We start from the raw sequence: 9,665 nt of genomic DNA, 5'->3' as shown, positions 1-9,665 counted from the left end.
GAAATGCAAGAAAAGAGAAAGACGATTAGGTCATTCTGATGTCAAAACTACACTTAGCATTTATAGTTTTTTTATTTCTATCGTCTTTAATACATTATATTCCGTTCGACAAACTTGAAGCTATTTACTTACAGTACTTCTCTATTTTGTAGCTGTATTCTTTTAGAAGTCCCTGTGAATAAATTTTTTTATTTTTTGAATCTCTAACCTCTTTCCAAAGGATAGCCGCAACTTTTAACTTGTTGGAGTAATGATTGCTAAATTCATCTGCACAAAAGTCTTTTAGAAATTGATTCCATTGGCAAGCTGAATTATCATACTTGGCGTAGTCTGACTCTCCATAGTATATTTTAATCATATCTTGGATTGTAAAATTTATGTTGTTGTCCCGTTTTACTTTTCGCCAAGCTGTTGCCATATCAGCATTAAATTTAAACGGATTAACACCTGTTACAGCTGAAAAATAATCACGAAATTTGTGATTAAAGGAAAACCCACATTCAAGTAATGGTGTATTTAGGGTTATTATTTCGGTTTGATTTTTGTTTCTTTTCCTCAAAAATTTTTCTACTCTATTTCCCTTAAAATATTGTTCTATAATATGATTTAATTCTTTTTTTGTACATCTGTATTCTAATCCAAGGCACTTACAAATTTGTGAAAGCTCTTCTCGGTACCAGTAGTATCTATTAAATTCTTCAAATGATTTTATATCTCTAAAATCAGGTCTATTTTCTTCCAAACGCTCACCTCTACAACTTCAATTTCATCTTATTGTACCCTATATACCCATGCCACTTAAAGCTATAACAGAAAATATTACAATCTTGTAATTACTGTATTTCTATTAAGCTTAACTTCACTCACATATAACTAATTAGTTATTTTTTGAAAACAAACGTTGCCACCAGTTCTTCTTTGTTTCTAAAAGTAATGTTTCATTTTTGATAGTCAGTGCTCCAATAAGCTGGAGTTGATTATTATTAGTTTCTAACATATCAGCAATTTGTTTATCTTTTTGCTCAATTTGAGAAACATAAAAGCTACGTTCGATCTCAAAATCAGCACGAATTTGCTCAATTTGCTCCTGCAACACAGTTTCTATACGATTGCTAGCATCGTCTACATTGCTAGCATCTGTATAGCTGTCTTCTACAATACAGCGATCGACTATGTATTGAGTAATTGTTTTGTTCTCGTTTTTAGCTAAATCTACGAGTTTCTCCTTTTGCTCTTTTGAAACTCTCACGCTGATTTGAACGCTCATTTTTTCTCCTAGGGGTATTTATTTGCTACACAAACATAGCACTATGTATAGATACATTGTAGCATATTCTATACAATTCTACACACACAATTCCATGAAAACACTTAAAAATCAACTTTAAAAAGCATTTTGAAATTGATTGTTGTCTTCCTCCCTCTGTTAATCTGGCTATAGATGCCATAGTATATTTTTATTTTTTGAGAAAGTATTTATCGAGAATCGATTTTAAGCTCTGAAACGTGATTAAATAACAGTGAAAAACGGAGTGAATTATCTTCCGAGGGTAAATATACCACCCCAACTTTTAAGCTCTCAAAACATAATAAAACACTTATAAAGCGCAGCTAAAAATTGAAAGCCTATTTTTTACGATTTCATAATCTAACTAGGCTATTAAACTAGTTAAAAACAAAGCAATAAAAAAAGACGGATAAGCCGTCCTTTTTATTCGTCTAAAAAATCGTAAATATTGGTTTGTCCTTCGACAACGGGTGGCTCTTGCGATGGATTGTCTATTTTAGCTAGTAACTTATTTTGTTGTTCCTTCATGTCGGCCTGTTCTTCTTCTGTCGTTTCATTTTTATAATCCTGATTCGACCACTTCGGAACATTTGTTTTCGTACTCCGTTTTTTAGTCTTTTTCTCATCACGTTTAACAGCATAACTTGCTTCATAAGATTTTCTTGCATCTTCAACCGTCGTTATACCTTTTTGTCTCCAATTTCGAAGAACCGTTGCTATGTACGTTGCTTTTTCCCCGCCATTTCGATTGAAAATCTCATATGCCAGCTCTAACACATTGTTCCTATCAGATTCAACAAAGCCATTTAAGTAGCCCAATATTTCCGATTCTGTTGGCTTTTCAACTGATTCAAAGCGGCTGAAAAACCAACCATATTCGTTCGATTCTTTTTCGGAAATTACCTTGCTTTCCACTACTGGATTATTAGGTTTATCAGTAGTTTCTTTTTTTTGTGCCGTTTTTTCAATAGCCGACCTAAGTTCGCTAATTTCCTTGGTTGCTCTTTTAATAATGTTTATTGCATCACCTATATTCTTTTCATTGATGCTATACAAATCCTTGAGGAGGCTATTATCTCGACTATATCCAAATCCTAGTAATTCAACATACAACTCGGTGGCAGTCGCTATTTGCGCCTTGGAAGCTAATTTTGTCTTTTCAATAGTCCATCGCAATTCAGCACCAATTATTTTTCGACCATTTTTTAACGGCTCATAAATGATGTTTAATTCTGTATTGCTATTGATGCTTTCAACTGCTGGAGCTAAATGTTTTCGTTTAATTGCATCGTATCGTTCCATTGATTTCCCAAAAGTACCAAAAATTCCGCGAAGGTCTTCGTTACTTAATTGAATTTTTCGCAATCCTGATTGGTTCGCTATGAGGATATTCTCATACAACGCTTGCCCTGAAAAGTTGAGCGATGCAAACATATCTAGTCTATAAATCAAAGGATTTTCTTCTCTAGATCTCAAAACTCCAATTATTGGAGCTACACCATCTTTTTCTATCTTATTTGAATTAAATATAAAATGGTATTTCCCTTTTTGATAAGAATAAGAACTGAATATCATAATTCCTTTAGCAGAACCATTCAGAGGATCATTAATCATCTTCTCATCGATCATCAAAATACTGCTTTCCCCAACTGTTTTTAGATCTTGTAAAATTCGTGATGTTCTGTGTCTTTCATAATCTAAAAGAGAAACAAAATTTTTTAGTTCATCAATCGTAAAAGTGGCTTCAGCAAAATCACCATCAACTTTTGCATTGAGCAATGCGAAAGAAAATAATATATTCTGCGCTGTCGTCATTCTGTTCGCCAAACTTGTTATACGAAAATTTTTACTTTTAGCTAACTGTTTGTTCTTTATATTAGTTAGTTGCCAAACCTCTGGCTGCTTTCTTATTTCATTCATTTTTCTTGCCTTTCATAGTGCTATTATAACACTATTCAAAACAAAGTGCAACTTTTTATAACATGGGTAGCACTAATGTGTTAGAACGGTAGCACTAATGTGTTAGAACGGTAGCATTAATGTGTTAAAATGGTAGCACTAATGTGTTAGAACGGTAGCACTTAAAACGTAGAAAGCCTTATTTGACAAGGTTTTTCGTATTTTTGCGCTTTTGCGTACTAATACCTATACTTATACATATTATTATAGAAGAAGAAAGCAAGATAAAAAATTATACGTTTGTGATCTTATGATTCACGTTTGATTTGATTGCTACGGTAGCTTGCCTTCAAAAGGTATCTAAGAGATGAAAAATGAAATTTTTTATTGACAGAGAGAGATTATCTTCGTAAAGTGCTACCAAAAAAACACATACTTTTACTTAAGTCACAAGTAGATTATCTATCTGCTAAAATCAAGATCATCTTTCTCAAATGTTCTTTCACCATCCTCTAGTTCCAGATCTTTTCTCTGAATAATCTTTTCAGCAATCTCAGCACGTTCTTGATCCGTTAGATAATACTCTTGGTCCTGCAATTGAGATCTGTATTTGTTTCTATCTTCAACTACATACTGCAATTCTTTGGACAAGCTATCATTTTCTCTAATTAGACCAGCCATTTCCTCTTTCAGTTTCGCAATCGTAGCTGTCAGACGTTTCACGATTCCTAAACCAAGAATGCGTTCTTTAAACTCATTCAGCAATTTAATCAAAGGGCCTCTATTAGCCCTGCGGGCCAAATCATCAAAATCCTTTTCTGGGACCATGACATAACGCTGTCTTGAATTGCCAAAGCCTTTCTCTTCGATTCGATAGTTCCGTTTATCATCAATCGGTTTTTTTGCAATCAGCTGCATTTTCAGCATTGCATCGACTGTTGCATCTTCGATCATTTCGCGATCAAGTTCTTCAGATTTGCTCACTATCTCATCGTTAATCCGTTTAATCTCTCTAGCTTGCTGTCTTTTGCGGTCTTCAAATGCCTCGTCTCGTTTTTGAAATTTTTCTTCTTGCTGTTTAAATCGCTCATTTAGCTCTTCCATCTTCTCTTCATGAGCTTGTTCCTCGCGTTGCATTTTTACGATCTGACTTGATTTTTGATTCTCGATGTATTGCATCGCGTCTTTGTATTCGCGCATATCCCTGATGTCGTTCGTCTGACCCGCTTTTCGGTCAATTCCGATTTCATGGACAAACTCATGCAGACGATGGATTTCTGCATCTCTAAACGCTTTAAATTGCTCGCGTCCAGATGGTCCAAATCCTTCCTGTTCCAACGCTTTTCTAAATGACGGTTGGACTGAAAGCCCATTTTTGTACCCATTCGCTGTTGGAACCACGTTAAAGTGTGCGTGAGGGGCCCCAGCTTCGTCCAAATGGACGATAGCATTGTAGATGGTCATATTATTGTGTCGTTCGTTAAAATCGCGTACATAGCGCGCCAGGACTTCCCCTACCTCCTTCTTTTCTTCAATGCTCAATTTTTCCCAATCAGCTTTGTTTCCGACGGCCACGATAAACTCTCTCTGCAGGTCCAAATTTTTGGACTTTCGGACGTGTTTATAATAATCATCGATCTTACGATCTTTGCGCTTTTGTTTTGCGTTGTAAGCGTTCAGTGCATCATCGAAGAGTTCGTGATAAACATCTTTAATATCGCGTTTGAAAATCTGAATATTATATTTCGATTTTTCGCGCTGGATGTGTTTGTGAGCGTCGCTCCTAAATTCTTTTTCCGTTAGTTCACGGTTATTGTGTCGAATATTAGTCTGACGTGGATTCGTCTTAAAAGATAATGTCATTGTCTTATCCATCATAAACCTACCTTTTTAAAAGCTACTAATAGTATGCCATCTTTTGTTAAAAATAAAGACAAAACAGAAGAAAAAACGCAACACTCAAAAAGTTTAACTAGGCTAATAGCCTAGTTAATAAAAATCATGGATAGATATAGAGATCCATGATTTATCAATATCGTGGGTTTGTATATAAGTCCATGAAAAATAAAAATTATGGTCTATATAGTTGTCCATTATTTGAATATAAAATGGACTATATAGAAGACCATAGAAATATAGAATAATGGGCTACATAGTAGACCACGAAATAATAAAATCATGGAACATGTATAAATCCATTATTTATATAAAAAATGGACTACATATAGGCCCATTATTGGGCTTAAACGTGGTCCAGTATACAAAACCATTAACCAGCTTTAAAAATGCGCAAGGTAGCCCGAAAAACGGGCTAAGACGCAGCGCTATCGCTATTCTGCGTCGCTATTGTCGATTGAAAACAGACGTAAAAATAATAATCTACAGTCGGGATTTAGCAGGAGTTTCTGTTACTCTTTGGCAAAGAGTAACGTTTTTGCACCTTTGACATTGCTTCGCAACGTACAAAGGTAAAACGCTCTGCCGAGGGCTCAAGAGTAGAACTTTCTGTTATACATCTAATCCATAGTTTGGACTATCCTCCAAACCTAAATCCATCTCCCACAAAAAAAGTAGATTCAAATAAGATTATTCAGGTGAAAAAAATGACATTTCAGGAATTTAGAAAAATTATAAGACTTTTCAAGATATAATTGGAATATGAAAAATTTAAAAGAAAGAAATATTCAAAAGACAATCTGGCATATAAAACGAAACTGTAATCAACTATCAGAGACATCCGATATGGTAGAACTAAAAAGCAAACTGTTTTATCTACAGTCAAGTATAGATTGTTTAAATAGGATTCTAAATGATCAAGATCCATACCCAGAAATCGATAGTAGAGAAGTTTTTTAGAAAAAATAACCCTATTTGCTCTTTAAAATTTTTAGCAGAAGGACTTATTTTTTATTTTAGGTTATCTGCGGCATATTGAGCTGCTTTTTCTTTAACAGTTGGCTCAGCTTTGCTGGCAACAGTTGTTTGTTGCTCTGTTTTTGCCTCTGATGCTCCAGAATCTTTTTTTGCTACTAGAGTCAGAAGAATATACAGCTAATAAAATAGCAGATAATCCAATGACTGTAAGTGTAGTTATTTTTTCATAATAATCCCTTGTTCAGCTTTTACACATTATTGTTATTTTAAAATAGTTGGTCAAAAATTGCGAGAAAGTATGATATACTTTATATAGTATACAAAGTAATTTGTGTGGAGTATTATATGGCTATTAAGAAAAGTGAAGACCGTAATTCGCTAAAACAAAAATTATTAGATAGAAATTTACAATTTGAAGAAACTGAACTTGATGAGGCACTTGTAAAATATAATTATTTTAATTTAATTAATGGTATTGAAAGTATTTTACTATCTAGTCAGAATCCAAAATATTTCAATAAAGTAACTTTAGACGACTTTATTGCAATTTATAAATTTAATAAAAATTTATCAGCTGCGATTCTGGATTTATTAAATAATATTGAATCAAAATTAAAAAATTCTGTTTCTTACCATTTTACTCAGGCACACTGCCAAATGATAAATGATACTATGAACTATACATTAAGTTCTAACTATACAGATCCTCAAACAGGGACATATTCTCAACATTATCCTTTTGTTAATTACCAAAATAAAAAAATTTATAATGAGTTCGACAAGTTTATATTGTTTAAAGAAAATTATCTTAAAATTTTAGTCGAGAGAAACGATCATATTAACCATCAGTTTTATTCAGACCCAAGTTACCATCCATCAAATACAGGGGTATCTATTTATAGTGAACATCCCAACGTTGCAGTTCCATTCTGGGTTGCAATCGAAACAATGACGTTAGGACAGGTACTTCGATTGTTGCACTATCTTGAGGATAATGTACTAAAAGAGGTAATGGCAGATTTCAATATGACACTATTTCATAGAAATGAATTTTTGAATATGTTTGATATTATTACCTCGCTTCGAAATTGCTGTGCTCACGGGAGATTAGTATATCGCTATCAATCTCCAAAAAGTGTTAAATTAAATATGGGATTAGTATCATTGTTTCAACTAACACCCTCAGAAACAGGTTTACAACCTTCTGTATTATCTTTGTTTGATGCTTTAAAAATTGTAAATTATTTTGAAAGTACAAAACCGTTAAAAAAACATATAAATTCCATTATTTATCGAAATAATAAACATTTTAAATCTCCAGATTTTGATTTAAATACTCGTCTATTAACAAAAATGGGTGAGCCTAGTCTAAAAGAGTGGAAAAAATTTATTTTTACTGAATCAAAATTTATATTTAAATAAATTGTTTTTTTTGTTGACATTTTTCTTTAAATGTAATAGAATATCTAACAGTAAATAAATTTGCTCCTAAGAGCGTTGGAGAATATCAATCTTATATTTTCCTCGATAAAGACCCTCGGTATCAATACCGAGGGTCTTTTGGTTGCCAAGAAAAATAACTTCTCTTCTACAACTTTCCGAAAAATTGATCTTTTTCGGAAAGATATATCTCAATAGCAAAACAACCCTAAACCCTTGGCTCTCAAGGGTTTTCTTGTGGTCTATCGTCCACAAATTGAACAGAAACAACGTCAGAATGCTCGTCTCAGCATCAAAAATGCGTGTTTTTTGTATGAAAAAACGCAAATTCTAATCAGCTATACAAAAATGACGTAGAGTTTCGCAAGTCTTACGCTTACAAATTTTTTAAGTAACTAAAATATAAACCCCACCTTTCTAATTCCGAGAATACATTTGAAATAAAAAAGAATGCTGACAAATCAACATTCTTTTTATGTTCACTTTGATAAACATTATAAAATTTGTCTGTTTAGCTACCAATAGATTTGTACTTTTTTTATAGATTTAGAATTCTTTGTTTTCAAATAGTTTAGTGTCAATGTAAAAAATTACAATTGAATAAATAACAGTTAAAAGTAGTTGAATGGTGTAGCTAATTATCGAAATATTCCTTTCTTAAGAACTGGTTTGGAAAGTATGGGTTTCAGTTGAACTAAAAAACAGCGTAGCATCAGCATCAAGCACTCACAGAATGCTATCTATTTTTTCAAAAAACTGAATGAGTTTGATATAGATATTTTTGTTTTTTGTTAAGTATAGTCTTTTCAGATAATGACTGTAAATATCTTTTAGATAGCTCAATTTTTATAAGATTTTTAAAGGCTATACGATAATTTCTTTGTATAGGAAAGTAAGGCGAATCATTAATAAGAATTGGAATGTCAAATAACCGACCTATTTAATAATAGGCCGGTTATATTTATTTATATCAGTTTATTACTTGTTTTGAATCGCTTCCTTTACTTGGGCAATAGTGACAGGTTGAGAGTCTTTATAAATGACTCTTTCCCCTTTAGTATCAAGAATTTCTCCGACTAGAGGTTCACTACTATCTGCAGATTTAACAGAAAACCCGCCACCCATGCTTTCAGGATAGGCAATGATAGTATCCTGGTCTGAAAATTGATTTAACGTTTCCAAGAGAGTAGAATCTTTAGAAGCTTGTTTTACCATTATCTCTAGAGTTGGTGGTTTCGCTTGGATATCCTCGCCTTTATCATTTGCAAATATTATGTTACTTCCGATAAGGATAGAAGAAATTAGAGTAACGATAAAAGCACATGTAGTGAATTTCTTGAGCATGTTGAGTCTCCTTATCTGTTTTCTACAATGTATCGAGTTCCTGGAACAGGATTGTAAGTGTAATAATAAAGCCAATCACTTCGTGTATCTACATACCGAGCTCTTCCTACCTCTAACTCTACTCCGTATAATCCTCTACCACTGTATGTACTTTCGGCAGAATTATAATTTCCTACTCGACCTCCATCATAAATTGAAGTCCATTTTAACCATCTACCTGTACCGTTAGCTGCAATAAACTTTAAATTAGAAAAACGCCATCCACTTCCTGAAAAAGGCTGAGATACATAAATCTCTTTATCGGCTAAAACTTTACCTTTTTGACTAAAAGGATCCGCTGATAAAAGCCCTGGAGATGGTTCAAAAAGAGTAAGAGGAGAACTCTGGAGAGAATGTTCTATATGTTCTTTATATTCTTGATAAGTCATTAACTGACTGTTATTGTGTTGAACCATCTCTTCATTATAATCAGATGTTCCATTAGAATTATAAATGAATCCCCCCTCTGGTAATACTTGAATTATTTGAGAGTCCTCAATTTGTATTGTCGTGGGCTCTGTAATATCTTTGTAAGTAGCAGCTAAAGCTACTGAACTAAAAACTAGTGAACTTGAAATAACTGAACCTATTATAATTGCTTTTAAACTTATTTTCATAATAAACCTAGCCTTTCGTAGTTATTAGTGTAGTGTAAAATGCGAAAAGATATATCGTTTAGTTCTAACACATTAAACCAGAGAAATATAGTTTCCTAATTTTTTCCTTTCTATCTCTGTTTAAGCGGTAGTCCTTCCAATATTATTGTACGTTCTTTTTTTTT

7 protein-coding genes are annotated in these 9,665 nt (G+C 33.0%); 1 reads left to right on the top strand and 6 read right to left on the bottom strand.

Annotated features, from left to right (window positions below; translation table 11 throughout):
• Positions 1-124 precede the first annotated feature (124 nt).
• The 4 genes from O3629_RS09990 to O3629_RS09975 all read right to left on the bottom strand — a co-directional run bounded on the left by O3629_RS09990 (position 125) and on the right by O3629_RS09975 (position 5,050).
• Positions 125-742: an SAP domain-containing protein gene (locus O3629_RS09990; RefSeq protein ID WP_070664711.1), complete on the bottom strand. Its 618-nt coding sequence runs from the start codon at positions 740-742 to the stop codon at positions 125-127.
• A gap of 135 nt (positions 743-877) precedes the next feature.
• Positions 878-1,267, bottom strand: a complete 390-nt coding sequence (locus tag O3629_RS09985; RefSeq protein ID WP_070664713.1) for a hypothetical protein — start codon at positions 1,265-1,267, stop codon at positions 878-880.
• A gap of 444 nt (positions 1,268-1,711) precedes the next feature.
• Positions 1,712-3,208 (bottom strand): DnaD domain protein, encoded by a 1,497-nt coding sequence (locus tag O3629_RS09980; protein ID WP_201088187.1) that lies wholly within the window; start codon positions 3,206-3,208, stop codon positions 1,712-1,714.
• Positions 3,209-3,649: 441 nt separating this feature from the next.
• A complete protein-coding gene (locus O3629_RS09975) occupies positions 3,650-5,050 on the bottom strand; it encodes a plasmid recombination protein (RefSeq protein ID WP_256263395.1) in 1,401 nt (466 codons plus the stop codon).
• 1,356 nt (positions 5,051-6,406) lie between these two features.
• On the opposite strand from O3629_RS09975, the gene O3629_RS09970 reads away from it, so the two are divergent.
• Positions 6,407-7,483, top strand: a complete 1,077-nt coding sequence (locus O3629_RS09970) for an Abi family protein (RefSeq protein WP_070664705.1) — start codon at positions 6,407-6,409, stop codon at positions 7,481-7,483.
• 996 nt (positions 7,484-8,479) lie between these two features.
• Here the strand turns inward: O3629_RS09970 and O3629_RS09965 are convergent.
• Both O3629_RS09965 and O3629_RS09960 read right to left on the bottom strand, forming a co-directional pair.
• The gene (locus O3629_RS09965; protein ID WP_070664707.1) at positions 8,480-8,845 is read right to left on the bottom strand and encodes a hypothetical protein; all 366 of its coding nucleotides are present in this window, start codon (positions 8,843-8,845) and stop codon (positions 8,480-8,482) included.
• A gap of 11 nt (positions 8,846-8,856) precedes the next feature.
• The gene (locus O3629_RS09960) at positions 8,857-9,501 is read right to left on the bottom strand and encodes a hypothetical protein (RefSeq protein WP_070664709.1); all 645 of its coding nucleotides are present in this window, start codon (positions 9,499-9,501) and stop codon (positions 8,857-8,859) included.
• Between the last annotated feature and the right edge of the window lie 164 nt (positions 9,502-9,665).

Origin of the sequence: Streptococcus sp. 27098_8_12, from assembly GCF_041432115.1 — a bacterium.
In the GTDB taxonomy this organism is placed as follows: domain Bacteria; phylum Bacillota; class Bacilli; order Lactobacillales; family Streptococcaceae; genus Streptococcus; species Streptococcus parasanguinis_V.
Note: the sequence above shows the minus strand (reverse complement) of the source record. Positions and strands in the feature narration are given on the sequence as shown.

Coding starts and splice junctions, on each gene's coding strand:
- O3629_RS09985 (WP_070664713.1), bottom strand. CDS start 1,267: ATGAGCGTTCAAATCAGCGTGAGAGTTTCAAAAGAGCAAAAGGAGAAA.
- O3629_RS09980 (WP_201088187.1), bottom strand. CDS start 3,208: ATGAATGAAATAAGAAAGCAGCCAGAGGTTTGGCAACTAACTAATATA.
- O3629_RS09975 (WP_256263395.1), bottom strand. CDS start 5,050: ATGACATTATCTTTTAAGACGAATCCACGTCAGACTAATATTCGACAC.
- O3629_RS09970 (WP_070664705.1), top strand. CDS start 6,407: ATGGCTATTAAGAAAAGTGAAGACCGTAATTCGCTAAAACAAAAATTA.
- O3629_RS09965 (WP_070664707.1), bottom strand. CDS start 8,845: ATGCTCAAGAAATTCACTACATGTGCTTTTATCGTTACTCTAATTTCT.
- O3629_RS09960 (WP_070664709.1), bottom strand. CDS start 9,501: ATGAAAATAAGTTTAAAAGCAATTATAATAGGTTCAGTTATTTCAAGT.